Source organism: Kitasatospora sp. NPDC093558 (genome assembly GCF_040683475.1).
In the GTDB taxonomy this organism is placed as follows: Bacteria; Actinomycetota; Actinomycetes; order Streptomycetales; family Streptomycetaceae; genus Kitasatospora.
Genome location: NZ_JBFBDY010000058.1, coordinates 1 through 23883, shown reverse-complemented (window position 1 = coordinate 23883; position 23883 = coordinate 1). Strand labels below are relative to the sequence as shown.

Here is a 23883-nt window from a genome sequence, read left to right as displayed (position 1 = left end):
GGAGTCCGTCGCGATCCCGCCCGCCTGGAACAGGTTGGCGGCGAAGGTGGTGCGCGCGGTGTGCGCGGCGGCCGTGCCGATCGACGCCAGGAAGAGCCGCGGCCGTGAACCGGTGGCCGCGAGGTGCGCGTCCGAGCGGTCCCGCAGCGCCTCGTACGCCTCGGCGCGCCGCACCTGCGGCAGCCCGCCGGAGGGCGCGGCCGGGGCCGGCTCGCGGACCAGCGGCTGCTCGTCCAGGTGCGGGAACTCGCTGACGCCGGTGACGGGTTCGCGCCGCTTGGCGAGCTTCGCGGAGCGCTCGGCCCAGGTCGCGGCGATCCGCTCGCCGACGAGTCCGTCCGTCAGGGCGGCCCGCAGCCCGCCGGCCCGCTCGATCTCCTGGAACCAGGCCCAGGCGGCGTGCGCGAGCTCCTCGCTCAGCTGCTCGACGTACCAGGAGCCGCCGGCCGGGTCGATCACCCGGGCCAGGTGGGACTCCTCCAGCAGGATCGACTGGGTGTTGCGGGCGATCCGGCGGGCGAACGCGTCGGGCAGGCCCAGCGCACTGTCGAAGGGCAGCACGGTGACGGCGTCGGCGCCGCCGACCCCGGCGGCGAGGCAGGCGACGGTGGTGCGCAGCATGTTCACCCACGGGTCGCGCGCGGTCATCATCACGCGGGACGTGACGGCGTGCTGGCGCTGCGCCGAGGCCTCGGCGGTGGCGCCGGACACCTCGGCGACGCGGGCCCAGAGGCGGCGCGCGGCACGGAACTTGGCGATCGTGAGGAACTGGTCGCCGTCGGCCGCGTAGCGGAACTCCAGCTGGCCGAGCGCGGCGTCCACCGGCAGTCCGGCGGCGGTGAGGGCGCGCAGGTAGGCGACGCCGGTGGCGAGCGAGCAGCCGAGCTCCTGGGCGGGCGAGGCGCCGGCCTCGTGGTACGGCAGGGCGTCGACGGTGAGCGCGCGGACGCCGGGGTAGTCGGCGGCGCAGCGGGCGGCGAGCGCACCCGCCTCCGCGAGCAGCGCGTCCGTACGGTCGGCGGAGCCGGTTCTGGCCTGGAGGCCGAGCGGGTCGGCGCCGAGGTTGCCGGCGGCGGCGCCGGGGGAGACCTCGCGCTCCTCGTACAGCTTGAACAACTGCTCGGCGGCGTCGGCGAATTCGGGTCCGGCGTCGAGGACGACGGCGGCCAGGTCCAGGTACACGCCGGTCAGGGCCTCGGGCAGCGCGGCGACCGGCAGGCCGTCCCCGCCGAGCTCCAGCCAGAGCGAGCCGACGCCGTTCTCCAGGTCCGCGAGGACGGCCTCGTTGGTCCGGCGCCGGTCGGGGTCGGCGTGCCGCTGGCGGACGTCCCACCCGGCGACGGCGGAACCCTGCGGGCGCCCGCCGCGCACGAACGGCGCGAAGCCGGGGTAGCCGGGCTCGGCGTCGGTGTTCTCGGCGGTGTAGAGGGGGCGGGCGCGCAGGCCGTCCTGGATCGTGGTGGCGAGCGCCTGTTCGGCGGCGGGGCCGTCCTCGGGCTGCGCGCCGGACTTGCGCAGCACGCCCTCGACGAGCCGCTGCCACTGCTCACGGTGCGCTGCCGGGAACTCGGCGGCGAGGGGGAGCCCTTCGGGCGGGACCTTCATGACCGCAGGTTAGCGCCCGTTCGCACGGGCCTAGGAGGGCCGGTCGATGTGACGTTTCCCTCGATTTAGCGACACTTCAGCACTCTGCGTGGCGACGAGTGCCAGCCGTTGAACGCGGGCGGCGACCTCGGCCGTTCCTTGAAGGTGACAAGAAGGCGGAGAGGGAACGGGATTGCGGAACCCGGCCCCTCATCTATTAAGTTACTTCGAAGAAGGCGGGTGAGAGCCGACATCCCCCGTGCGCCCTCGCCCGCCTTCGTGCTGCCATGCCCTGCCATGCCTTGCCATTGTTTGCCCTGCTTCGACCTGCTTTGCCCTGCCTCCGTCCCCCCGAAGGAGCCCACCGCGATGGGAAAGCGCCGCAAGCCCAGCCCCCCGAGCCGGGCCCGCCTCGCCGTCCTCACCACGGCCGTGGCCGGCGGCGCGGTGCTCGCCGCCGGGACCGCCCACGCCGAGCCGACGCCCACCCTCGCCTCCGTCAAGGAGCAGGTGGACAAGCTCAACGAGGAGGCCGAGCAGTCCATCGAGCGCTACAACGGCTTCCAGGCGAGGCAGCAGTCGCTCCAGGGCGACGCCAACCGCCTCCAGGACAAGGTCGCCCGCGGCCAGGAGACGATGAACGAGCTGCGCACCCGGCTCGGCGCGGTGGCCGGCGAGCAGTACCGGACCAACGGCATCGACCCGTCCGTCCAGCTGATGCTCGACTCCGACCCGGCCGGCTACCTGGAGCGCGCCGCCGCGCAGAACCAGGTGGTCGAGGGCCAGACGGCGCTGCTCAAGCAGGCCCGCGACGAGCAGCGCCGGCTCGACCAGGACCGCGCCGAGGCCGCCGCCATGCTCGCCCAGCTCGACAGCGTGGGCGCGTCGCTGGGCGAGGAGAAGAAGCAGGTCCAGGCCAGGCTCGCGCAGGCCCAGGCGTTGCTCAACAAGCTGAGCGCCGCCGACCGGGCCAAGCTCAACGCCCAGGAGTCCGCCGAGAAGGCGAAGGCCGCCGCGCAGCAGGCCGCCGCGGCCGACCGGGCCTCCCGCGCCGCCGGCCGCCCCGACCTCGGCGCCGCGGCCCCCGCGAGCGGCCGGGCCGGGGACATCGTCAAGTTCGCCACCGCCCAGCTCGGCAAGCCCTACGAATGGGGCGCCACCGGTCCTGGCACCTTCGACTGCTCCGGCCTCACCGGCGCCGCCTACCGCGCGGCCGGCGTCAAGCTCCCCCGGATGTCGCAGGACCAGTGGAACGCCGGCGCCCGCATCGCCCGCGGCGACCTCCAGCCCGGCGACCTGGTGTTCTTCTACAGCGACCTCCACCACGTCGGCCTCTACATAGGCGACGGCAAGATGATCCACGCCCCGCGCACGGGCAAGAACGTCGAGGTCCTCGCGATCTCCGCCATTCCGTACATGGGCGCCGTCCGCCCCGCCTGACCTTCCCCGGGCCACCTTCAGACCGTCAGGACGATCTTCCCGGTCGTCCGCCCCCGCTCGCCGAGCCGGTGCGCCTGCGCCGCCTCGGCCAGCGGGAACACGTGGTCGACGATCACCCGCAGCCGGCCGTCCTCGACCAGCCGGGCGATCTCCCGCAGGCCCTGGTGGTCGGGCTCGACCAGCATGAACCCCGCGCGGACGCCGGCCGCCGCCGCCTCGGCGGCGGGGAAGTCGTCGGTGAGCGGCTCGATCGAGACCAGCGTGCCGCCCGCGCGCAGGGTGCGCAGCGAGCGCGCCCAGGTGGGGCCGCCGATCGGGTCCAGGACGACGTCGACGTCCCGGACGGTCTCGGCGAAGTCCGTCGTGCGGTAGTCGACGAGCTCGTCCGCGCCGAGCGAGCGCAGCAGGTCGTGCTTGGCGGCGCTCGCGGTGCCGATGACGTGGGCGCCGCGGGCCTTGGCGATCTGGACGGCGAGGTGGCCGACCCCGCCCGCGGCGGCGTGGACCAGCACCCGGTGCCCGGGCCGCACCCCGGCGGTGTCGACGAGCGCCTGCCACGCGGTGAGCGCCGCGAGCGGCAGGGCGGCCGCCTCGACGTGGCCGAGGCCCGCCGGCCGGGGCGCGAAGTGCCGGGCGGGCGCGGTGACGTACTCGGCGTAGGCGTTCGCGGGGTGCGGGAAGCGGGGCATCCCGTAGACGGCGTCGCCGGGCCGCAGGACGGTCACGCCGTAGCCGACCGCCTCGACGACGCCCGAGACGTCCCAGCCGACGGTGAACGGCGGCGTGGCCCCGGTGGCGAAGGCGCCGCGGGCACGGGTCTTCCAGTCGGCCGGGTTGGCGCCGGCGGCGTGGACGCGGACCAGGACCTCGCCCCGGCCCGGCTCCGGGCGCGCGGCCTCGACGAGCCGCAGGACCTCGGGTCCGCCGGCGGTGTCCTGGGAGATCATCCGCATGGTGGGGGAGCTGTTCTGGTGCATGGTCACACTCTCCGGTCGGGCCTGCGCCCGCCTCCCGGGCACACCGTCAGACTGCCCGCGCCGGGCGGCCCCCGGTGGCGGCGGGACGGCCACGGAGTGAAAGGATCCGGCCATGCACCACGTCGGCGTACTGGCCCTGGACGGCGTCTACCCCTTCGAACTCGGCATCCCCGCCCGGATCTTCGGCGCCGCCCGGGACGAGACCGGTGCCCCGCTCTACACCGTGGCCACGTGCAGCCTGGACGGCGGACCGGTGCGCACCGACGCCGACTACGACCTCGCCGTCGCCCACGACGCCCGCCTGCTGGCCACCGTCGACACCTTCGTCATCCCGCCCTCGCGGGCCCTCGGCCCGATCCGCGAGGACGGCCGCCTGCCCGCCGGTCTGCGCGCGGCCCTCGCCGCCGTCCGCCCCGGCACCCGCATCGTCGCCATCTGCACCGCGACCTACCTGCTCGCCGCCGCCGGGCTCCTGGACCACCGCCCGGCCACGACGCACTGGCGCGAGGCGGACCGGCTCCAGCGGATGTTCACGACCACCCGGATCGACCCCGACGTGCTGTTCGTCGACGACGGCGACATCCTCACCTCCGCCGGTGTCGCGGCCGGCATCGACCTGTGCCTGCACCTGGTCCGCCGCGACCACGGGAGCCGGGTCGCCAACGAGGTCGCCCGCTCCTGCATCGTCCCGCCCTGGCGCGACGGCGGCCAGGCCCAGTACATCCGGCGCCCGGTGCCCGCCGCGAGCGACGCCGGCACCGCCGCCACGCAGGCCTGGGCGATGGACCGCCTCGCCGAGCCCCTCACGGTGGCCGGGCTCGCCGCCCACGCGCACATGAGCGTGCGCACCTTCTCGCGCCGCTTCCGGGAGGAGACCGGTGCCACGCCGGTGCAGTGGCTCACCCGCCAGCGCGTCGACCTGGCCCGGCACTTCCTGGAGACGACGGACTGGCCCGTCGACCTCGTCGCCGGCCGCGCGGGCCTGGGCACCGGCGCCTCCCTGCGCCGGCACCTCCAGGAGGCCGTCGGCGTCAGCCCGCACGCCTACCGCCGCACCTTCCGGGCGGCGTGAACGCGGCGTGAACGCGGGGTGATCCCGAGTGCCCGGGGTGGTCAGCACCACCCCGGGCACCACGGCGGAGGTCAGATCGAGACGATGCGCAGCCGCGCGTCGAGCGTCAGCCCGTCGCCGTTCGACACGTAGGAGGTCGCGCCGAGGTAGAGGGTGTGGCCGTCGGGGCCGGCGGCGATCCCGGTGATCTGGTCCTCGGAGATCGTCACGGTCTCGCCCGGGACGGCCGCGCCGGTCGCGGAGTCGAAGGAGAGCACGGCCGGGCCGTCGGTCTCGCTGTACGTGCTCACGTAGAACCGGCTGCCGTCCGCGTTCGAGCGGGCCAGGCGCTGGTCGGCGCCGCCGGAGAGCGTGACGTGCTTCGCGACGGTGTCGGTGGCCGGGTCGATGAGGTCGCCCTGGCCGTGGCCGTCCTCGCCGACGGCGAGGAGCCGGGTGCCGTCCGGAGTGAGGGCGAGGTCGTACTCCAGCGCCTTCTCGGTGCCCGGCACGGTGCCGACCACGGCCGGCGTGCCGCTCGCGGTGCTCAGGTGGACGACGCCGACCCGGGTGCCGACGTACAGGTCCTTCCCGTTCGGCCGGAGCACCGGGGCGCCGATGGCGGCCGGGTCGGTGAGGCCGCCGTCGGGCAGCTGGACGGACGCCGTGAACCTCTGCTGCGCGGTGGAGTAGGCGAGCACCCGGCTCGGTCCGTACTGCGGCGTGTTCCACGAGCCGTACTGGGTGACGTAGACGGTGGCGCCGTCCGGGCCGACGACGAGCCCCCGCGCGTCGCCCTGGCTCCAGCCGGCCGGGAGCTGCTGGTCGGGCAGTTCGGCGGTGGCGACGACCGTCACGGTCGCGGTGTCGACGACGCTCAGGTGCCGGCCGTTGGCGACGTACAGCCGCGTGCCGTCCGGGCTCAGCGCCGAGACGGGCACCACCTTCGGCCCGGCCAGCGCGACGCGGCCGGTGACCGTGCCGTTGCGGGTGTCGACCGCCTTGACCGTGACGGTCCGGTCGGCCTCCACCACCGAGACGTAGGCGGTGGCGCCGTCCGGGCTGATGCTCGGCGACGCGAAGTCGGCGCCGACCTCGACGGCGCCCTCGGTGCCGGAGACCGGACCGTCCGCGACGGCCGTCCCCACACCTGCCGCGGCGAGGACGGCCGCGGCGGCGAGCACGGTGGTCCAGCGGGCGGCCCTGACGAGAGTCCTGGTGGACATGAATTCCCCCTCATGTGTGCCGCTCGGTGCGGCACGAGGGGGAACGCTATCCCGCCGACCTGTCGGTGTGTCGATCAATCGGCGAACATCCGGGCCGAATTGACGACAAGTCAACGAATCGCGCGGGCCCGGCCGCTCCGCACGGAACGGGCGGGCCCGCCGCCCGCAGGTCAGTTGGCGATGATCTGGAGCGTGCCGTTGGTCCCGATGGTGCCGGTCACGTAGAGCGTGTGCCCGTCGGGGCCGACGGCGAGGCCGTCGAGCTGGTCTTCGTCGGGGGAGACCGTCTCGGCCGCGACGGCGCTGCCGGAGGCGGTGTCGACGGAGAGCACCGACGGGCCGGCGGTGAAGTCGTTCTTCGCCAGGTAGAGGCGGGTGCCGTCCGGGCTGACCTGCGGGGCGCGCAGGTCGGCGAAGCCGCTCACCAGGGCGAGGTGGCGGGTGACGGTGTCCCCGGCCGGGTCGATCACGTCGGCCTGGCCGCCCTTGGAGCCGGCCGCCACCGCGAACAGGCGGGTGCCGTCCGGGGTGAAGACCGGGTAGTAGTCGAGCGCCCCGGCGGTGCCGGCGACGGTCCCGACCAGGGTGGGCGTGGCGCCGGCCGTGCCGACGTGGAAGACGCCGGCGTCGCCGCCGACGTACAGGTCGTGGCCGCCCGGGCGGAACGCGGCGGTGCCGGTGAAGCTGCCGGGCACCTGGACCGAGCCGGTGAAGGCCTGCTGGGCGGTGGCGAACGCGACCACGCGGCCCTGGCCGTACTGGCGGTAGGTGGTGGGCCCGTTCTGCACGACGTAGGCGGTGGCGCCGTCGGGGCTGACGGTGAGGCCGGTGAGTGTGCCCGGGGTCCAGCCGGCCGGGCGCGGCTGGTCGGGCAGGGCGGTGGTGGTGAGCACGGCCAGCGTGGCGGTGTCGAGCACGGTCAGCTGCTGCCCGTTCGCGACGTACAGGCGGGTGCCGTCCGGGGCGAGCCCGGCGACGAGGCCGAGCTGGGTGGTGCCGAGGGTGACCTGCCGGGTGACGGCGTCGCTGCGGGTGTCGACCGCCTTGACCTGCACGGCGTTGCCCGCCCCGGTGACCACGACGTACGCCGTGGTGCCGTCCGGGCTGACCAGCGGCTGGGCCTGGCTGCGGCCGACGGTGACGGTGCCCTCGGTGCCGGAGACCGGGGCGGCGGTCCCGGCGGCGTGGGCGGCGGTGCCGGTCAGCGCCAGGACGGCGGCGGCAGCGGCCGTGGCGGTCGCCCGGGCGTACGTGCGCGTCCTGTTCGTCCTGCTCGACGGAACCTTCGAAGTCTTCGCGGTCATCGCGTTGTCGATCCCCCTTTGGCGCACCGCACGGTGCGGTGCCCCGGCAGGCTAACCGATCTTCCTGAGAGTCTGATGGACGCTCAGTGGACGGAGCGCGGCGGGCCCGGCTCACGGATGTGGCGCGCAGGCCAACAGGTAGGGGAGCAGCGGGGTCGCCAACACGCCCGCCCACCAAGCCGCTTGGCGCCGCCGCCGGCCGCCGCCGGGCCGCGCCAGGCGCCGCACCCGGGCGAGCACCCCGGTGGACGCGACCCCGAGCGAGCCGCCCGGCGGCGCCGGGGAGGTGGCCAGGGCGCAGAGCGCGGAGGCGAGTTCGGTGCGCGACACCCGCGCGAGCGCAGCGTCGTCGGCCGCCATCTCCAGCAGCAGTGCCACCTCCGCCCGCCCCAGGCGGGCCAGCGGCAGGCGGCCCAGGAGGAGCGCGAAGGCGTCGGCCGGCAGCCGGAGCAGGTGGTGCCGTCCGCGGATGTGCTCGCGCTCGTGCGCGAGGGCGGCGGCGAGCTGGCGCTCGACGAGGAGTTCCAGCGCCCCGCGCGAGACGACGACCCGGCTGCGGCGCCCGGGCAGGCAGTAGACCGTCGGGTGGGCGTGCTCCAGCACGAGCGCGTTCCAGCGCCGGTCGCGCACCGCGACGACGTCCAGCAGCGCCCGGTGCCGCCGCCGTACCCGCCCGGCCCGCACCCCGACGGCGGCCACGACCGCGCCGAGCCCGGCGGCCCCGGTGGCGAGCAGCCACCAGTCGTGGGTGTGCGGGGCCAGCGGCGGGGCCGGTTCGGCGTGCGGGACGAGCCCGAGCAGGCCGGCGGGCTCGTGCGCGAAGGGCTCGACGGCGTGGTGGGCGGCGAGCAGCAGGGCGACGGCGAAGGAGGCCATCAGCGCCAGCCACAGGGCGGCGCCCGCCACCGGGCGCGCCTGGAGCCGGGCGGAGCCGGCGAGCCGGCGCGGCAGCGCGAGGCCGGCCGCGGCCAGGTAGAGGCCGAGCAGCGCGAGGGTCACCGCTCGTCGTCCCGCGCCTTCACCTGCTCCAGGGCGGCCAGCAGCGCGGAGGCCTCGTCGCCGCTCATGGCGTCGACGAAGTGCAGGAGGGCGCCGGTGCGGTCGGGGGTGGTCTCCAGCGCCTGGTGCATGAGCCGGGCGGTGTAGGCCTCGCGGGTGCAGGTCGGTTCGTAGACCCAGGCGCGGCCGACCTTGTCGCGGCGCAGCCACCCCTTGGTGTGCAGGATGTCGGCCACCGTGGTCACGGTGGTGTAGGCGACCGGCCGTTGCCGCTGGAGGTCGTCGACCACCTCGCGCACCGTGGCCGGCCGTCCCCAGGACCAGAGCCGGTCCATGATCTCGGCCTCAAGATCGCCGAACCCGCGCAGCACCGCCCGTATCCCTTCCTCACCGTCCCCGTCCGGAACGGCGCCCATGGTACGGCTCCCGTCGACGGCCCGCGGCTCGCACGGGCGTTTGGTCAAGGTTCTACAAAGGTGTCGAAGATGAGATGAAAACCGGTCCGGGGACCTTCCCGGAGGGGCTATGCTTTTCGAGGTTTGAAGAGGCACCTCGTTCGGTGAGGCGTCTTCACGGACACAGGCCACTGACCCGACGACGTCGAGAGACGCCCAGGTTCAGGACAGATCTTCCCGAGTTAAGGGTTGATCCCAAGTGGCTTCCCCACAGCGCCCGTTGTGGCCGGGGATTACGCCGTGAAGTGCCAAAGCTCTGACGAGTTGGGGTGTATCGGTCCGTCAATGGGACCGGTCCGCTCCTTGCCGTGTCGCGACGCGGCGCACAGTCGGTGCGCCCCCGGCCGGGAGGAGGCGAGAAACATGGACTGCAGTAGTCCGGGCCATAGTTGCCCCTGCCCCCGCATGCTCTCGTACACCTCCGGCACGCGGTAACAACCTTTCCTGCGAACGCTCACCACGCGCTGCGTCCTGCGCCGAAGCCGCTCCACCACATGAAGCCGCTCAACTTCGTCCTGACGCAAGCCGCCTGACGCACCGTCATGCCCGCACGGCGCTCGGGTCCGGCCCCACGCCGGCTCGTGCACCCGTGTGGATCGGTGCTGCGCGTCCGCAGGGAGGATTACTGCTGCGTGCCCCCTGACGGCTCCCTCAAGGTAGGGGGCGGGGAGGACTCACCATGGCAAACGTCATGCTCGACCCGAAGGTTCCCGGCCCGCGCAGCGCGGTGCTGGACGACGCCCACGTCGGTGACATCAAGGGTGCGCTCGGCACCATCAAGCTCGACGACAGCGCCCCGCGTCAGGGCCTGTCCGCGAAGCTGAAGACCCTGCTGGCGATCGTCGGCCCCGGCCTGATCGTCATGGTCGGCGACAACGACGCGGGCGCGTTCTCCACCTACGGCCAGGCGGGCCAGAACTACGGCACCCAGCTGCTGTGGACCCTGCTCCTCCTCGTCCCGGTCCTCTACGTCAACCAGGAGATGGTGCTGCGCCTGGGTGCTGTCACCGGCGTAGGCCACGCGAGACTGATCCTGGAGCGCTTCGGCAAGTTCTGGGGCGCGTTCAGCGTCATCGACCTGTTCCTCCTCAACGCCCTGACCCTGGTCACCGAGTTCATCGGCGTCACGCAGGCCGCCAGCTACCTCGGCCTGCCGAAGTGGCTCGCGGTCGTGCTGGCCGCCGCGGTGATCATCGCCTCGGCGTTCACCGGCTCCTTCCAGCGCTTCGAGCGGGTCGCGGTCACGCTGTGCGTCGGCTCGCTGCTCCTGGTGCCGATCTACTTCATGGTCCACCCGAAGACCTCGCAGATGGCCCACGACTTCGTCGTGCCGGGCATGCCGGGCGGCGCGGGCGAGCTCGCGGCCGTGATGCTGGTGATCATCTCCATCGTCGGCACCACCGTCGCCCCGTGGCAGCTGTTCTTCCAGCAGTCGTACGTCATCGACAAGCGCATCACCCCGCGGTTCATGAAGTACGAGAAGGCCGACCTGTGGATCGGCATCGTGATCGTCATCGTCGGTGCCGCCGCCATGATGGGCTTCACCGCCGCCGCCTTCGCCGGCACCGACGGGGTCGGCCAGTTCACCGACGCGGCCGGCGTCGCCAAGGGCATCGCCGACAAGGCCGGCGAGGTCGCCGGTGTGCTGTTCGCCATCGCCCTGCTGGACGCCGCGATCATCGGCGCCTTCGCGGTGTCGCTGTCCACCGCCTACGCCATCGGCGACGTCTTCGGCATCAAGCACTCGCTGCACCGCGGGGTCAAGGGCGCCAAGGGCTTCTACGCGATCTACGCCGGTGTCGTGGTCGTCGCCGCGGTGATCACGCTGCTGTCGACCGCCTACGCCCAGGGTCTGATGACCCAGTTCGTCCAGGTGCTCGCCGGTGTCCTGCTGCCCTCCGCGACCGTCTTCCTGCTGCTGCTCTGCAACGACAAGGCCGTCCTCGGCCCGTGGGTCAACGGCCCGAAGACCAACGCGTTCACCGCCGCGGTGGTCGGCATCCTGGTCACCCTCTCGCTCATCCTGACCGCCTCCGTGGTGTGGCCGGACATCAGCTCGAACGCGATCCTGTGGATCATGGCGGGCTGTGGCGTCGTCGGGGTGCTCGTCACCGGGTACTCCTTCACCGCCGGCCGCCTGGGCACCAAGGAGGACCCGATCGACCGCACCGGGCGCGAGAACTGGCGGATGCCCCCGCTGGAGACCCTGGAGCGCCCGGTCATGTCCACCGCCCGCAAGATCGGCATGGGCGCCCTGCGCACCTACCTGCTGATCGCGATGATCATGGTCATCTTCAAGGTGGTGCAGACCGCTCTCGGCCACTGAGCCACCCGGCGACACCCCGACGGACGGGTGGTGGGCAGCGCGCCCACCACCCGTCCGTTCACTTTTCTCCCATAGCGTCTGCTTGTCTCCTTGTCCCCGAAGTGTCTGTCCGCAGACACCCGTCTTCCCCCGTGGAGGAGGTGCCGCCGTGCACACCCTGACCACCGTCGAGTTCCTGGTCCGGCTGGCCACCGGCGTCGCCTGCGGCGCCCTGATCGGCATCGAGCGCCAGTGGCGCGCCCGGATGGCCGGCCTGCGCACCAACGCCCTGGTCGCCGCCGGCGCCACCCTGTTCGTCCTCTACAGCGAGGCCGTCGGCGACGCCGGCAGCCCCACGCGGGTCGCCTCCTACGTCGTCTCCGGCATCGGCTTCCTCGGCGGTGGCGTCATCCTGCGCGACGGCGCCGGCGTCCGCGGCCTCAACACCGCCGCCACACTGTGGTGTTCGGCCGCCGTCGGGGTGCTCGCCGCTTCCGGCAAGCTCGAACTCGCCGTCCTCGGCACGCTCGCCGTGCTCGCCGTCCACCTCGTGCTGCGCCCGGCCGGCCGGCTCCTCGACCGCGCCCCGCAGTCCGGCAGCGACCCGGACTCCACCAGCCGCGCCACCGTCCACCTGGAGTGCGACCGCAAGTCCGAGACGCACGTCCGCGCCCTGCTGCTCCAGTCCCTCGCCGCGTCCGGGCTCACCCCCACCGGGCTGCGCGCCCGCCGCGGCGACCACGGCGAGGCCACCAGCCTGCGTGCGACCGTCGCCATCACCGGCCAGGTCGCGCCCGCGCTGGAGCAGGTCGTCACCCGGCTCTCCCTCGAACCCGGCATCCGCGACCTCCACTGGCACGTCGAGGACGAATCCGAGGACCCCGGCGCCCCGGCGCTCGCGTGAGGGGGTAGAACGGAAGGGCCGTCACCACGCGCACCACCGGGAGGCCCGATGCTCACACCCGACCCCAGGCACGGGCCGCTGGTGCTGCTGCTGCTGGTGCTCACCCTCGTCACCGGCGTGGTCGACGCGGTCAGCTACCTCGCGCTCGGGCACGTCTTCGTCGCCAACATGACCGGCAACGTCGTCTTCCTCGGCTTCGCCCTGGCCGGCGCCGCCAACCTCTCCGCCACCGCCTCGCTGGCCGCCCTCGCCGCCTTCCTCGTCGGCGCCCTGGCCGGCGGGCACCTCGCCGAGCACCTGCCCGAGCACCGGGGACGGCTGCTGCGGGCGGCGGTCGTGGCCCAGGCGGCGCTCGTGGTCGCGAGCACCGTCCTGGCGGCGACGGCCGGGCACACCGCCGACCCCGTCCGCTACCCGCTGATCGGGCTACTGGCCCTGGCGATGGGCGGCCAGAACGCGGTGGTCCGCTCGCTCAAGGTGCCCGACCTGACGACGACGGTGCTGACCATGACGATCACGGCGCTGGCCGCCGACCGCTCCGGCCCCCGGCGGCTGGCCTCCGCCGTCTGGATGCTCGCCGGAGCCCTGCTGGGCGCCCTGCTCGTCCTCCACGCGAACGTCCCGACCGCACTGGCCCTGGCCGCAGCCCTGCTGATCGCGGTGGCGGCCGTCCTCCACCGACCCGCCCGCACCACCCCGGCCTGGGCGGCCCGGCCGTAACGGCTGGGGCGGCCAACTACGGGTGGTAGAACTCCTTCATCGGCCACTGCGGTTGGCAGAACTCCTGCATCGGCCGCTACGGGTGGTAGATCTCCTTCATCGCCGTCACCTTCCCCTGCTCGTTCCGGTGGATCGCGAAGTACGGCGTGCTCGCCAACTTGTACGTCGCCAGCTCGGCCGGCGTGATGGTGCGCTCCTTGGTGCCCTTGCCGCTGAACTCGACCACCTGCACCACCGCGTTCTTCGCCAGCGGGTAGCTCGCGGCGTCGCCGGTGGGCGTGTACTCGACGGACTCCTCGTTCTCCGGCTTGTAGCCGCAGCTCACCGGGGTCACGTTGACCTTGGTCACCCCGCCCGCCGTGGTCGCGGAGTTGAACTTGGCGAACTCCGGCCGGGCCGGGTCCGGGTGGCAGGGCTTGAGCGCCGCCGAGGCGGTCGGCGCGGGTGTGGTGGGTGCGGCGCTCGCCGTGGGGGTGGGCGTGGGTGTCGCGGTGGCGGCCGTGGTGGGGGCCGGGGAGGCCGCCGCGGGCGCGGGGTCGGGGTCGTCCGGCCCGCAGCCGGTGACGAGTACGGCCAGGCCGAGCGCGAGCGCGGCGGCCAGGGCGGTGCGACGGTTGTTCATGTGCGGTCCCCCGATTGCGGTTGGCTGCCGGGGGAGACGCGGATCCGCGGGCCGCCGGTTTCAGTCGTCTTGCCGGTGGCCCGCGCGCCCGCTCCAGAGGGGTTCGAGCCGGGCCCAGGCGCGTGTCCAGGACTCGTCGGACCGCCGTTCGAGCGCCCGCAGCCGCAGCCGGAGCGCGAGCACGACCAGCGCGACGAGGGCGAGCAGTGTGCCGGCGCCGATGCAGGCGGCGGAGACGGCGATGGCGGTGCGGTCGAGCGGGGGAACGGAGACGGCGCCGTCGGGACCTACCCAGATGGAGACGGTCGTGCCGGCGGTGGCCGTCTGGGGCGCCTGGACGGTGCCGGTGTGCGGCTGCCCCTCGGGGTACGTCCACCTGGCCTCGGCCTCGATGCGGCTCTCGTACCCGCCGCTGAACTTGCTGCCGCTGCCGCCGTGTTGGGGTACGGCGAGGACGACGGCGTCGACCTGGTGGAGCCGGCCGCGCTCGGCGGCGGCCCGGGGTGCGTCGGAGCGGTAGCCGGCCAGCGCGCCGGCGGTGGCGAGGGCGAGGGCGAGCAGCAGCCCGAGGGCGGCGAGTGCCCAGGCGCGGGCCCGGGCGCGGTCCACGGACCGGGCGAGCGGTTCGCGCCGTCCGCCGAGGGCCCGTCGCAGCTGGCGGCCGATTCGCCGCGGGAGCGCCGCGGGGTGGGCCGGGCTGGGGCTGCTGGACACGATGAGGGCTCCTCAGAAGTGTTGGGAATGTGCGGTGGTGAGCCGCGTTCCGTTACCCAATGTCTACCCGATGCCCACTCGTGCACAAGAGCCGTGCGGGGTCGCACGAATGCGGCGGCCCGTCTCCTGCCCGCCGTCTCCAGGGATCTGACGTCGTGCCAGGTCAGCGGGTTATTCTCGCCAGATATACACTCGGAGTATACGCGTGGGGTATGGTCCTCCCCATGAGTGTTCCCTTGACCCTGCTCGGGCTCCTGGAACGGGAGCCGAGCCACGGCTACGACCTCAAGCGCGACTACGACGCCCTCTTCGGCCGTGGCAAACCCCTCCCGTACGGCCAGGTCTACGCGACGCTGGGCCGCCTCGCCCGCGACGGCAAGGTGGTCGCCGGTGAGGCGGAGCCCGGCGACGGCCCCGAGCGCAAGCGCTACGTGATCACCGAGACCGGCGCGACCGAGTTCGAGACCTGGCTCACCGAGCCCGTCGCGCCCGAACCCAACCTGCAGAGCACGCTGTTCACCAAGGTCGTGCTCGCCCTGATGCTCGGCCGCGACGCCCAGGACTACCTGGACACCCAGCGCGCCGCCCACCTGCGCCGGATGCGCGAGCTCACCGACCTGCGCCGCACCGGCCCGCTGGTGGACGCCCTGCTCGCCGACCACGGCCTGTTCCACCTGGAGGCGGACCTGCGCTGGATCGACCTCACCGCCGCCCGCCTGGACGCGCTCGCCGCGGAGGTGAAGCGATGACCCCAGTGATCGAGGCCCGCGGCATAGCACTGTCCTTCGGGGAGACCCCGGCGCTGCGCGGGGCCGACCTGTCGGTCGCGGCCGGCGAGGTGCTCGCCATCATGGGCCCGAGCGGCTCGGGCAAATCGACGTTACTGCACTGCCTGGCCGGCATCCTGGTGCCCGACTCGGGCGAAGTGCACTTCGACGGGCGGCGGATCGACACCATGCCCGAGGCCGAGCGCAGCGCCCTGCGCCGGGACCGTTTCGGCTTCGTGTTCCAGTTCGGCCAGCTGGTACCGGAGTTGACGGCCGAGGAGAACGTCGCCCTGCCGCTGCTGCTGAACGGCGTGCGCCGTGCCGCCGCGCTGGCCGACGCCCGGCCGTGGTTCGCCCGGCTCGGCCTGGACGGCATGGAGAAGCGCCGCTCCGGCGAGCTGTCGGGCGGTCAGGCGCAGCGCGTCGCGCTCGCCCGCGGCCTGGTGGCCCGCCCGCAGGTGCTGTTCGCGGACGAGCCGACCGGTGCCCTGGACTCGCTGACCGGCGAGCAGGTGATGGACCTGATGGTCGCCTCGGCCCGCGAACAGGGCACGACCGTCGTCCTGGTCACCCACGAGCCCCGGGTCGCCGCCTACGCCGACCGCGAGGCGATCGTCCGCGACGGCCGGGCCCGGGTGCTCGCGGCGGCGCCGGTGGCGGGGCAGGCGGCCGGACCGGTGGCGGGACCGGTGGCGCCGTGATCGCCTTCTCGCTCCGCCTGGCCGTCAGCGGCGGCCGGGAGGCGCTGGCCCGGCTGGCGATGATCGCGGCGGCCGTCGCGATCGGCGTCGGCCTGCTGCTCTCCACGTTCGCGAGCGTCAACGCGATCGGCCGGGCCAACGAGCGCCAGCTGTGGATGAATTCGGGCACCAAGGGCCGCACCGAGGCGCCGGCCGCCGTCGACCCGCTCTGGTGGTACGCGCACGGCGACTTCTACGACGGCAAGGAGCTCTTCGAGGTCGAGGTCGCCCCGACCGGGCCCACCTCGCCCGTCCCGCCGGGCCTGACCAGGCTGCCGGCCCCCGGCGAGTACTACGCCTCGCCCGCGCTGGAGAAGCTGCTGCGCGACGTCCCGGCCGTCCAACTGGGCGACCGCTTCCCCGGCCGTCTCGCCGGCACCCTCGGCGACGCCGCGCTGCCCTCCCCGGACAGCCTGTCGGTGGTCATCGGCCGCACGGCCGACGAGGTCAGGGCCGGGCCGCACGCCCGGCAGATCACGACGATCGCGACCGCCCTGCCCGCCGAGTGCGACAACGACTGCTACGGCCACGGCGAGCGCGGCGACGCGATGACGCTCATCCTCACCGTGGTGGCCGGCGCGCTGATCTTCCCCGTCCTGATCTTCATCGGCACCGCGACCCGGCTGTCCGCCGCCACCCGTGAGCAGCGCTTCGCCGCGATGCGGCTGGTGGGTGCGACACCCCGGCAGGTCTCGGTCGTCTCGGCGGTCGAGTCCACGGTGGCGTCGGTGGCCGGGACGGTGCTCGGCTTCGGGCTCTTCGCCGCGCTGCGCCCTGTGGTGGCCACCGTGCCGTTCACCGGGAGCCGGTTCTTCCCGTCCGATCTGACCCTGACCGCGGTGCAGGCGCTCGGCGCCGTGGTGGGTGTGCCCGTCGCGGCGGCGCTCGCCGCGCGGTTCGCGCTGCGGCGGGTCACGATCTCGCCGCTCGGCGTCTCGCGCCGGGTGACGCCGAAGCCGCCGGGCGCCTGGCGGATGGTCCCGCTGCTGGCGGGGCTCGGCGAGCTCGGCTACTTCGTGGACCACCGCCCGGCGACCACCAACGGCCAGTCGGCGGCCTACCTGACCGGCTTCCTGCTGGTGATGCTCGGCCTCGTGATCGCCGGCCCGTGGCTGACGATGGTGGCCGCCCGGGCCGTGGCCCGGCGGACCAGCCGTCCGGCCGCGCTCATCGCCGTACGCCGCCTCGCGGACGACCCGAAGGCCGGGTTCCGCTCGGTGGCGGGCCTGGTGCTGGCGCTGTTCGTGGTCACCTCGACGGTGAGCATCATCGGCACGATCAACGCCAACCGCGGTGCGCTGAGCGGCGATCCGGAGGTGCGCAAGGCCGTCGTCCACACCCCGTCCGACCTGTTCCGCTCGGACCCGATGGGCACCGTGCCCGACTCCGTCCTCGCCTCCGCCCGGGCCGTGCCCGGCTTCCGCGGCCTGGCGCTGGCGCACGACAACCCGGCCGGCTTCGGCCGGGAGTACCACGGACCCGACCCCATGCCCGCGCCCGCGCTGGTGCTCTGCTCGGAGCTGGCGCAGACCCCGGTGGTCGGCCACTGCGCGCCGGGCGCGGCCGTTGCGCTGGTCCCGCTCTGGCAGTTCGTCGACCTGCGGGAGGCGAGCTCCCGGGAGTGGCCGGCCGCCCCGGTCTCCGCGCAGGAGGCCGCCGCGCTGCCGGTGCGGATGATCTACACGACCACCGACGGTTCGTCGGCGGCCATGGAACAGCTGCGGACGCTCTTCACCGTGGCCTATCCGACGTACGAGGCGCGGATGGCCGGCGACTGGGGCACGGCGTCGCAGAAGCAGCTCCAGGGCTGGCGCCAGCTCGCGAACGTCGTGCTGCTGACCACCCTGCCGATCGCCGGGTGCAGCCTCGCGGTGAGCGTGGTCGCCGGACTCTCCGACCGCAGACGGCCGTTCGCGATCCTGCGGCTGACGGGGGCGCCGCTGCGCCTGCTGCAACGGGTGATCGGCCTGGAGAGCGCGCTGCCGCTGCTCGTGGTCGCGGCGATCTCGATCGGGACGGGCTTCGCGGCGGCGGCGATGTTCCTCAAGTCGCAGATGGAGTACGACCTGGTGTCGCCGGGCGCGCTCTACTACGGGCTGACGGGCTTCGGCCTGCTCGCCTCGCTCGGCATCATCGCCTCGACGCTGCCGCTGCTGAGGCGGATCACCGGGCCGGAGGCGGCGCGCAACGGCTGACGGCCGGCCGGTCGGTCTCCTGGCCGGTCGGTGTCCTGGCGGGCCGTTGTCCTGGCCGGTCGGTGTCCCGGCCAGACGTCGCCGGTCGTTGTCCCGGCGGGCCGTCGTCCCCGCCGGTCGTCGTCCCGGGGCAGCAGGGGAGCCCCGGGACACCGGCGCGTCCGGGTTCAGCCCACGCGGTAGGCGTGCGTCCCGGGCCGGCGCACCCCGTCCCGGCCCGGCAGCCACGCGTCGAGCACGAGCGAGGACGGGTAGAACATCGGCTCCGGCAGGGCGTCCACCGGGAAGCGCTCCCAGCCCGCGCACGCGTGCGGCTCGGTGACCAGCGCCTCGGCGACGCTCGGCGGCGCGAGCACGGCGGCGGTCAGCCGGGGCCGGCCGAGCTCGTGGTCGAGCAGCACGGCCAGCACCCGCATCGCGTCGGCCGGCAGCACGATGCCGGTCTCCTCGGCGAGTTCGCGCGCCGCCGCTTGCTCGAAGGACTCGCCCGGCGCCTCCACCTTCCCGCCCGGCAGGCTCCAGGTGGGCGGCTCGCCGGCGGTCGTGCGGCGGCCGATCAGTACCCGGCCGTCCCCGGTGGGCACGATGACGCCGGCGCCGAGCATCGGCGCGACCGGTGCGGCGGGTGCCGCCGGTGTGGTTGAAGCGGAGGTCAACTCGCGGTCTCCTTCAGGTGGTTACCAGTTGCTGCGCTCGTAGTCCTTGAGGAAGCAGCCGTACAGGTCCTCGCCCTGCTCGCCGCGCACGATCGGGTCGTAGACCCGGGCCGCGCCGTCGACCAGGTCGAGCGGGGCGTGGAAGCCCTCGTCCGCCAGCCGCATCTTGTCCGGGTGCGGGCGCTCGTCGGTGATCCAGCCGGTGTCGACGGCGGTCATCAGGATGCCGTCGCTCTCGAACATCTCCTGCGCGCTCGTGCGGGTGAGCATGTTGAGCGCGGCCTTCGCCATGTTGGTGTGCGGGTGGCCGGCGCCCTTGTAGCCGCGGGCGAAGACGCCCTCCATCGCGGACACGTTCACCACGTACTTGCGGCGGGACGCGGACGCGGCCATCGCCGGGCGCAGGCGGCTGATCAGGATGAACGGCGCGGTGGAGTTGCAGAGCTGCACCTCCAGCAGCTCCATCGGGCCGACCTCCGAGACGGTCTGCACCCAGCTGTTGGTGTCGGCGAGGTCGGGCACCAGGCCGCCGGCGTCGATCGCCGTGCCGGCCTCGATCCGGGCGGGCGTCGCCGAGCCGGTGACGAGCGCGAGCGAGGTGACGTCCTCGGCGGCCATCCGCTGCTCGGTGCCGCCCGCCTGGTGGGGGAGCGCGGGCAGGTCGACGCTGCCGCTGCCGAAGCGGCCGATCGTGGTGGACTGCGGGAGCTCGCCGGCCGGCAGCGGCGCGGACTCGGAGGCGACCAGCTCGCGGTAGGACTCCGGCGGGCGGCGGACGGTCTGCGCGGCGTTGTTGATCAGGATGTCCAGCGGGCCGTCGGCGGCGACCTCGTCGGCCAGCGCCATGACCTGGGCCGGGTCGCGCAGGTCGATCCCGACGATCTTGAGGCGGTGGATCCACCGGTCGCTGTCCGGCATCGCCTTGAAGCGGCGGATCGCGTCGTTGGGGAAGCGGGTGGTGATCGTGGTGTGGGCGCCGTCGCGCAGCAGCATCAGCGCGATGTACATGCCGATCTTGGCCCGGCCGCCGGTGAGCAGCGCGCGCTTGCCGGTGAGGTCGGCGCGGGCGTCCCGGCGGGCCCGGTTGAGCGTCGCGCAGGACTGGCACAGGTTGTGGTAGAAGGCGTCGACCTCGACGTAGCGCTTCTTGCAGGTGTAGCAGGAGCGGGGCCGCTCCAGGATGCCGGCGATCTCGGTCGTGGTGACGGTGGTGAGGCCGAACGCGCCGGCCGTCTCGTCGTCGATCCGGGTGGGCGCACCAGTGGCGGTGCGGGCGGTGACCGCGCGGTCGTTGGCGGTCTTGCGGGCCCGGGTCTCCTGGCGGCGGCGCTGCTTGAGCGTGCGGAATATGCCGCCCACGGCCTGGCGGACGGTGATCGCGTCCGGGTGGTCGACGTGCAGCTCGTCCAGCTCGGCGATCACCTCCAGGCAGAGCCTCAGGCGCTCGGGGTCGAGGCCGGGACCGTAGTCGATCTCCTCCTCGGTGCCCTCGACGCCTTCGACCCGGCCCTCTTCGAGGTGCTGTGCCGCTTCCTGCTGATCGATGCCCACGCCCGCTGCCGCTTTCCCGTTTCGCCTCGCCGTTACCGCGTGAATGCTACGGGAGTCGCCCCGGCCGGAGCGAAAAGTCGATCGTTTGGATGATCATCCAAGTCTACGCGCGAAGCATTGATCTTGATTTGTGTACAGCGCCAGCAATCGTCCCCGAACTGGCTTTTGTCCCGACCGTCGCGGAGAATCGAATGTTGGGTGCCGGGCGCCCGAGTGCGCCCCGGCGGCATCGCCGCAACCGCACCCGAGGTGTAACTTCTCCCAGCCAGAGAGCCCCATTCATGCGCTTCCTGAACGACCTCAAGCCCTCGTACGACCTGACGTACGACGACGTCTTCATGGTCCCCAGCCGTTCCGCCGTGGGCTCCCGGCAGGCAGTCGACCTCTCCTCGAACGACGGCACCGGCACCACGATCCCGCTCGTCGTCGCCAACATGACCGCCATCGCGGGCCGCCGGATGGCCGAGACCGTCGCCCGCCGCGGCGGCCTGGTCGCCATCCCCCAGGACATCCCCACCGAGGTCATCGCCGAGGTGATCGCCTGGGTCAAGCAGCGCCACCTGGTGTTCGACACCCCGATCACCCTCGCCCCCGGCGCCACCGTCGCCGAGGCCCTGTCGCTGCTGCCCAAGCGCGCGCACGGCGCCCTCGTGGTCGTCGAGGACGGCAAGCCGGTCGGCGTCGTCACCGACTCCGACTGCCAGGGCGTCGACCGCTTCACCAGCCTCGCCGACATCATGTCCCGCGACCTTCTGCTCCTCGACGAGGACGTCGACCCGCGCGCCGCCTTCGAGAAGCTCTCCGAGGCCCACCGCAAGCTCGCCCCGGTCGTCGACGGCGAGGGCCGCCTGATCGGCATCCTCACCCGCAAGGGCGCGCTGCGCGCCACCCTGTACACCCCGGCCGTCGACGCCGCCGGCAAGCTGCGCATCGCCGCCACCGTCGGCATCAACGGCGACGTCGCCGGCAAGGCCAAGGCCCTCATCGAGGCCGGCGCCGACGTGCTGGTCGTCGACACCGCGCACGGCCACCAGGAGAGCATGATCAGCGCGCTGCGCGCCGTGCGCGGCCTGGACCCGCAGATCCCGATCGTGGCCGGCAACGTCGTCTCCGCCGCCGGTGTCCGCGACCTCGTCGAGGCGGGCGCCGACATCCTCAAGGTCGGTGTCGGCCCGGGCGCCATGTGCACCACCCGCATGATGACCGGCGTCGGCCGTCCGCAGTTCTCCGCCGTCCTGGAGTGCGCCGCCGAGGCGCGCCGGCTCGGCAAGCACGTGTGGGCCGACGGCGGTGTCCGTCACCCGCGCGACGTCGCCATGGCGCTGGCCGCCGGCGCCTCCAACGTGATGATCGGCTCCTGGTTCGCCGGCACCTTCGAGTCCCCGGGCGACCTCCAGACCGCCGCCGACGGCCGCCAGTACAAGGAGAGCTTCGGCATGGCCTCGGCCCGCGCCGTGAGCAACCGCACCGCCCAGGACTCCACCTACGACCGAGCCCGCAAGGCGCTGTTCGAGGAGGGCATCTCGCACTCCCGGATGTTCCTCGACCCGACCCGCCCGGGCGTCGAGGACCTGATCGACTCGATCGTGGCCGGCGTGCGCAGCTCCTGCACCTACGCGGGCGCCAACACGCTGGAGGAGTTCCACGAGAAGGCGATCATCGGCGTCCAGAGCGCGGCCGGCTACGCCGAGGGCAAGCCGCTGCACTCCAGCTGGGCCTGACCCGGCCGGGCGGCGCCCCCGCCCGTACCGGTGCCGCTTTCGTCGGCGCTTCCGCCGACCGGCCGGTTCCTCGCTTCGGGGAGCCGGCCGGCGGCCGTTCCCGCCGCCGCGTCGGCGTGGAGGTCGCGGTGGAGGTCCTGATGGACGTCGTGGTGGAGGCCGCTGTGGACGCCGTGGTGGACGCCGTGGTGGAGCCCGAGCGGCAGCAGGAGCGCGCGGCCGAGCAGCCCGACCGACCCGTCCAGCGCGGCGGCGAAGGCGTGCACGGCGCACGGCACCCGGCGCAGCTCCCACAGCGCCCGCACCGCCGACCAGGCCGCCTCGCGGGCGGCGTCCACCGACCAGGCACCCAGCAGGTGCGCGAGCGGCGCGGCCGGCTCCGGCAGCCCGTGCGCGCCCAGCAGCTGCTCCCGGACGGCGGCCTCCACCTCGGCCAGCACCCCGTTGACCCGGTGGTAGTCGTCCTCGACGTCCTCCGGCTCGCAGCCGAGCCGCCCGCAGGTGTCGAGGACGGCCAGCGGGAGGTCGTGCTGGATGTGCGCGTTCATCCCGGCCAGCGCGAACTGCAGCGGGTGCACCCCGGCGTGGGCGCGCAGCTCGAACAGCGGCCGCCAGCAGGCGGGCGGCTCCCGCCCGGCGGCGTCGGCCGCCACCGCGAGCAGGTACCGCCCCGCGAACAGCACGTCCAGCTCGGCCACCGCCGCCGGATCGGCGAAGTACGGACCGCCGAGCCGCTCCCGGACGGCCTCCGTGACGGTGAGGTAGGCCCGGTTGAACACCGCCACCCCGTCGTCCGGCGCCAGCCCCGCCCCGAACGCCCGCAGCCGGGCGACCACCCCGTCGACGGTGCCGCCGGCTTCCGCCTCGTCCACCACCCGGCCGTCCACCGCCGTGCCGTCCACCGCTGTGCCGTCCACCCGACCGGGCATGGACCACCCTCCGATGTCGATCGTGCACTGATCGCATCATCGTGGCAGTGTGCCCGGCCGCCCGGGGCGCGCGGCGCGCAGCCGACCGGGGGACGGCGACGTCAGCCCAGCTCGTACTCCAGGACGTAGGTGTGCGAGCCGTCCTCGCCGACGGTCAGGTGGAACTCCCCGGTGAGCCCGGCCAACTCGCCCGAGCCGGTGCCGGGGACGACGCGTATCGTCACGCCGGTGGTGTCCCAGGCGGCGTGCTGGAGCACGAACGAGCCCTTCCGCCCGTCCAGCTCACCCGTCACGTGCTCCACCGCGACGTACGACGCCGGAGCGCCCGCGGCGTCCCCGACGGACGTCATCCGCACCTCGCTCATGCCGGTGATCCCGCCCGTGAACGTCTTGGCGATCCGGATCCGGCCGAACGCCGCACCCGCCCGCTCCTCCGTCTCCCCCGGCTCGAAGGCGGTCAGCTCGAACGCCCCGCTCGCCCTGTGCCCCATGGCCCTCTCCCCTCGACGAACGCCTCCGCAGCCGACACCCCGCCGACCACGATCAGAGCCTTGCACACGGCACTGACAATCGCGCCCGGCGCGGTGAAAGGCCAGGTCAGCGCTCCGCGCGCTGCTCCCAGCGGATCGCGAGCAGCGCCGCGTCGTCCGCCAGGCCGGTCGGGCCGACCCAGTCGTCGACGTCCGCCAGCACGCCGTCCAGCAGGTCCGCCGGGTTCCCCGCGTGCACGGCGGGCAGCCGCTCCGCCAGCGGGTAGAACACCCCGTCGGCGTTCCGGGCCTCCGAGACGCCGTCGGTGTACAGGAGCAGCAGGTCGCCCGGCCGCGGCTCGAAGTGCCCTACCGGATAGCCGCCGCCGGTCAGCCCGAGCAGCCCCAGCGGCGGCGCCGGCACCTCCGGCTCCACCTCGCTCACCAGGCCCGCGCGGCGCAGCAGTGGGTGCGGATGGCCGCAGTTCACGACCGTCACCGGCCCCCGGCCCGCAGCACGGAGGCCGCCCAGCGCGGAGGCGCGGCGAGGCGC

Annotated in this window: 22 protein-coding genes and 1 riboswitch; of the genes, 9 read left to right on the top strand and 13 right to left on the bottom strand. The window is 73.9% G+C overall.

The features are described from left to right. Positions 1 to 1605, bottom strand: a 1605-nt coding sequence (locus tag AB0O00_RS09330; RefSeq protein ID WP_363649768.1) for a methylmalonyl-CoA mutase subunit beta, incomplete at its 3' end; no start/stop codon positions are given. A 348-nt stretch (positions 1606 to 1953) separates the two neighbouring features. On the opposite strand from AB0O00_RS09330, the gene AB0O00_RS09325 reads away from it, so the two are divergent. Continuing rightward, positions 1954 to 3024 (top strand): NlpC/P60 family protein, encoded by a 1071-nt coding sequence (locus tag AB0O00_RS09325; RefSeq protein ID WP_363649766.1) that lies wholly within the window; start codon positions 1954 to 1956, stop codon positions 3022 to 3024. Positions 3025 to 3041: 17 nt separating this feature from the next. Here AB0O00_RS09325 and AB0O00_RS09320 read toward each other — a convergent pair whose 3' ends face one another. Then, a complete protein-coding gene (locus AB0O00_RS09320) occupies positions 3042 to 4001 on the bottom strand; it encodes an NADP-dependent oxidoreductase (protein ID WP_363649764.1) in 960 nt (319 codons plus the stop codon). 112 nt (positions 4002 to 4113) lie between these two features. Between AB0O00_RS09320 and AB0O00_RS09315 the strand changes: the two genes are divergently transcribed. Beyond that, positions 4114 to 5073: a helix-turn-helix domain-containing protein gene (locus AB0O00_RS09315; protein WP_363649762.1), complete on the top strand. Its 960-nt coding sequence runs from the start codon at positions 4114 to 4116 to the stop codon at positions 5071 to 5073. A gap of 71 nt (positions 5074 to 5144) precedes the next feature. On the opposite strand, the gene AB0O00_RS09310 is transcribed toward AB0O00_RS09315, so the two are convergent. The 4 genes from AB0O00_RS09310 to AB0O00_RS09295 form a co-directional block, all read right to left on the bottom strand. Then, on the bottom strand, positions 5145 to 6278 hold the full coding sequence (locus tag AB0O00_RS09310) for a hypothetical protein (RefSeq protein WP_363649760.1): 1134 nt from the start codon (positions 6276 to 6278) through the stop codon (positions 5145 to 5147). Between the two features lie 170 nt (positions 6279 to 6448). Next, positions 6449 to 7582, bottom strand: a complete 1134-nt coding sequence (locus AB0O00_RS09305; protein WP_363649758.1) for a hypothetical protein — start codon at positions 7580 to 7582, stop codon at positions 6449 to 6451. A gap of 111 nt (positions 7583 to 7693) precedes the next feature. Continuing rightward, on the bottom strand, positions 7694 to 8581 hold the full coding sequence (locus AB0O00_RS09300; protein ID WP_363649757.1) for a M56 family metallopeptidase: 888 nt from the start codon (positions 8579 to 8581) through the stop codon (positions 7694 to 7696). Next, the gene (locus AB0O00_RS09295) at positions 8578 to 8949 is read right to left on the bottom strand and encodes a BlaI/MecI/CopY family transcriptional regulator (RefSeq protein WP_363649772.1); all 372 of its coding nucleotides are present in this window, start codon (positions 8947 to 8949) and stop codon (positions 8578 to 8580) included. The genes AB0O00_RS09300 and AB0O00_RS09295 overlap by 4 nt, the downstream gene beginning before the upstream one ends. A gap of 176 nt (positions 8950 to 9125) precedes the next feature. Beyond that, positions 9126 to 9312, top strand: a riboswitch (M-box (ykoK) riboswitch). Positions 9313 to 9715: 403 nt separating this feature from the next. Here AB0O00_RS09295 and AB0O00_RS09290 point away from each other — a divergent pair. The 3 genes from AB0O00_RS09290 to AB0O00_RS09280 all read left to right on the top strand — a co-directional run bounded on the left by AB0O00_RS09290 (position 9716) and on the right by AB0O00_RS09280 (position 12965). Further along, positions 9716 to 11362, top strand: coding sequence for an NRAMP family divalent metal transporter (locus AB0O00_RS09290; protein WP_363649755.1), 1647 nt, complete (start codon positions 9716 to 9718; stop codon positions 11360 to 11362). Positions 11363 to 11510: 148 nt separating this feature from the next. Beyond that, positions 11511 to 12245, top strand: a complete 735-nt coding sequence (locus AB0O00_RS09285; RefSeq protein WP_363649753.1) for an MgtC/SapB family protein — start codon at positions 11511 to 11513, stop codon at positions 12243 to 12245. Between the two features lie 48 nt (positions 12246 to 12293). Then, the gene (locus tag AB0O00_RS09280; protein WP_363649751.1) at positions 12294 to 12965 is read left to right on the top strand and encodes a YoaK family protein; all 672 of its coding nucleotides are present in this window, start codon (positions 12294 to 12296) and stop codon (positions 12963 to 12965) included. 76 nt (positions 12966 to 13041) lie between these two features. On the opposite strand, the gene AB0O00_RS09275 is transcribed toward AB0O00_RS09280, so the two are convergent. Together AB0O00_RS09275 and AB0O00_RS09270 are read right to left on the bottom strand one after the other, a co-directional pair. Then, entirely contained in the window at positions 13042 to 13587 is a 546-nt protein-coding gene (locus AB0O00_RS09275) for a hypothetical protein (protein ID WP_363649749.1), read from the bottom strand. Between the two features lie 60 nt (positions 13588 to 13647). Then, positions 13648 to 14301, bottom strand: coding sequence for a hypothetical protein (locus AB0O00_RS09270; protein ID WP_363649747.1), 654 nt, complete (start codon positions 14299 to 14301; stop codon positions 13648 to 13650). A gap of 224 nt (positions 14302 to 14525) precedes the next feature. On the opposite strand from AB0O00_RS09270, the gene AB0O00_RS09265 reads away from it, so the two are divergent. From AB0O00_RS09265 to AB0O00_RS09255, 3 genes are read left to right on the top strand one after another with little or no spacing between them, the layout of a single operon-like run. After that, positions 14526 to 15050, top strand: coding sequence for a PadR family transcriptional regulator (locus AB0O00_RS09265; RefSeq protein WP_363649745.1), 525 nt, complete (start codon positions 14526 to 14528; stop codon positions 15048 to 15050). Then, complete coding sequence (locus AB0O00_RS09260; RefSeq protein ID WP_363649743.1) at positions 15047 to 15769, top strand: ABC transporter ATP-binding protein; 723 nt, start codon at positions 15047 to 15049, stop codon at positions 15767 to 15769. Before AB0O00_RS09265 ends, AB0O00_RS09260 begins: the two co-directional genes overlap by 4 nt. Further along, entirely contained in the window at positions 15766 to 18003 is a 2238-nt protein-coding gene (locus AB0O00_RS09255) for an FtsX-like permease family protein (protein ID WP_363649741.1), read from the top strand. The genes AB0O00_RS09260 and AB0O00_RS09255 overlap by 4 nt, the downstream gene beginning before the upstream one ends. Positions 18004 to 18170: 167 nt before the next feature. Here AB0O00_RS09255 and AB0O00_RS09250 read toward each other — a convergent pair whose 3' ends face one another. Then, positions 18171 to 18659, bottom strand: a complete 489-nt coding sequence (locus tag AB0O00_RS09250) for an NUDIX domain-containing protein (RefSeq protein WP_363649739.1) — start codon at positions 18657 to 18659, stop codon at positions 18171 to 18173. A 21-nt stretch (positions 18660 to 18680) separates the two neighbouring features. Next, positions 18681 to 20132: an SDR family NAD(P)-dependent oxidoreductase gene (locus tag AB0O00_RS09245; RefSeq protein WP_363649770.1), complete on the bottom strand. Its 1452-nt coding sequence runs from the start codon at positions 20130 to 20132 to the stop codon at positions 18681 to 18683. 359 nt (positions 20133 to 20491) lie between these two features. Here AB0O00_RS09245 and AB0O00_RS09240 point away from each other — a divergent pair, with 359 nt between their 5' ends. Next, positions 20492 to 21931 (top strand): GuaB1 family IMP dehydrogenase-related protein, encoded by a 1440-nt coding sequence (locus tag AB0O00_RS09240; protein WP_363649737.1) that lies wholly within the window; start codon positions 20492 to 20494, stop codon positions 21929 to 21931. Here AB0O00_RS09240 and AB0O00_RS09235 read toward each other — a convergent pair. The 3 genes from AB0O00_RS09235 to AB0O00_RS09225 form a co-directional block, all read right to left on the bottom strand. Continuing rightward, positions 21892 to 22860 carry a DUF5995 family protein gene (locus AB0O00_RS09235; RefSeq protein WP_363649735.1) on the bottom strand — a complete coding sequence of 323 codons (969 nt, stop codon included), beginning with the start codon at positions 22858 to 22860 and terminating at the stop codon, positions 21892 to 21894. The genes AB0O00_RS09240 and AB0O00_RS09235 overlap by 40 nt on opposite strands. Positions 22861 to 22961: 101 nt before the next feature. Further along, a complete protein-coding gene (locus tag AB0O00_RS09230) occupies positions 22962 to 23351 on the bottom strand; it encodes a DUF3224 domain-containing protein (RefSeq protein ID WP_363649733.1) in 390 nt (129 codons plus the stop codon). 106 nt (positions 23352 to 23457) lie between these two features. Further along, positions 23458 to 23883 (bottom strand): PP2C family protein-serine/threonine phosphatase (locus AB0O00_RS09225; protein ID WP_363649731.1); only part of this gene is annotated, 426 nt, incomplete at its 5' end.

Excerpts from the sequence above, each read along its gene's own strand:
- AB0O00_RS09240 (WP_363649737.1), top strand. The coding sequence starts at position 20,492 with ATGCGCTTCCTGAACGACCTCAAGCCCTCGTACGACCTGACGTACGAC.
- AB0O00_RS09290 (WP_363649755.1), top strand. The coding sequence starts at position 9,716 with ATGGCAAACGTCATGCTCGACCCGAAGGTTCCCGGCCCGCGCAGCGCG.
- AB0O00_RS09310 (WP_363649760.1), bottom strand. The coding sequence starts at position 6,278 with ATGTCCACCAGGACTCTCGTCAGGGCCGCCCGCTGGACCACCGTGCTC.
- AB0O00_RS09315 (WP_363649762.1), top strand. The coding sequence starts at position 4,114 with ATGCACCACGTCGGCGTACTGGCCCTGGACGGCGTCTACCCCTTCGAA.
- AB0O00_RS09265 (WP_363649745.1), top strand. The coding sequence starts at position 14,526 with ATGAGTGTTCCCTTGACCCTGCTCGGGCTCCTGGAACGGGAGCCGAGC.
- AB0O00_RS09275 (WP_363649749.1), bottom strand. The coding sequence starts at position 13,587 with ATGAACAACCGTCGCACCGCCCTGGCCGCCGCGCTCGCGCTCGGCCTG.
- AB0O00_RS09230 (WP_363649733.1), bottom strand. The coding sequence starts at position 23,351 with ATGGGGCACAGGGCGAGCGGGGCGTTCGAGCTGACCGCCTTCGAGCCG.
- AB0O00_RS09260 (WP_363649743.1), top strand. The coding sequence starts at position 15,047 with ATGACCCCAGTGATCGAGGCCCGCGGCATAGCACTGTCCTTCGGGGAG.
- AB0O00_RS09305 (WP_363649758.1), bottom strand. The coding sequence starts at position 7,582 with ATGACCGCGAAGACTTCGAAGGTTCCGTCGAGCAGGACGAACAGGACG.
- AB0O00_RS09235 (WP_363649735.1), bottom strand. The coding sequence starts at position 22,860 with ATGCCCGGTCGGGTGGACGGCACAGCGGTGGACGGCACGGCGGTGGAC.
- AB0O00_RS09280 (WP_363649751.1), top strand. The coding sequence starts at position 12,294 with ATGCTCACACCCGACCCCAGGCACGGGCCGCTGGTGCTGCTGCTGCTG.
- AB0O00_RS09325 (WP_363649766.1), top strand. The coding sequence starts at position 1,954 with ATGGGAAAGCGCCGCAAGCCCAGCCCCCCGAGCCGGGCCCGCCTCGCC.
- AB0O00_RS09320 (WP_363649764.1), bottom strand. The coding sequence starts at position 4,001 with ATGCACCAGAACAGCTCCCCCACCATGCGGATGATCTCCCAGGACACC.